Raw genomic sequence first — 330 nt, 5'->3', positions numbered from 1 at the left:
GTAATTGATGGCGCAACCATTACAAGTTTTGAATCGTCAAGTACTAATGGCGGGACAGTAACGAGCAATAACGATGGCACATTTGATTACACCCCAGCAACAGGTTTTGTAGGGACAGATACATTTGATTATACAATCTGTGATGATGATACACCAACAGCAAGTTGTTCAACCGCGACAGTAACTATCACAGTGACTGATGAAGGGAATCCAACAGCAGTTGATAATACAGCTAGTACCACAGAAGATACATTAGTAACAACAGTAAATGTACTAACGAATGATACCGTAATTGATGGCGCAACCATTACAAGTTTTGAATCGTCAAGT

At 39.7% G+C, this 330-nt stretch carries 1 protein-coding gene; it reads left to right on the top strand.

The window, feature by feature from the left end:
• Positions 1–330: Ig-like domain-containing protein (locus ACH5TX_RS00140; protein WP_439337540.1), on the top strand; the 330-nt coding region annotated here is incomplete at both ends.

It is taken from the genome of Thalassobellus citreus (assembly GCF_044385915.1).
Lineage (GTDB): Bacteria > Bacteroidota > Bacteroidia > Flavobacteriales > Flavobacteriaceae > Thalassobellus > Thalassobellus citreus.
This window is presented reverse-complemented; position numbering and strand designations above follow the sequence as displayed.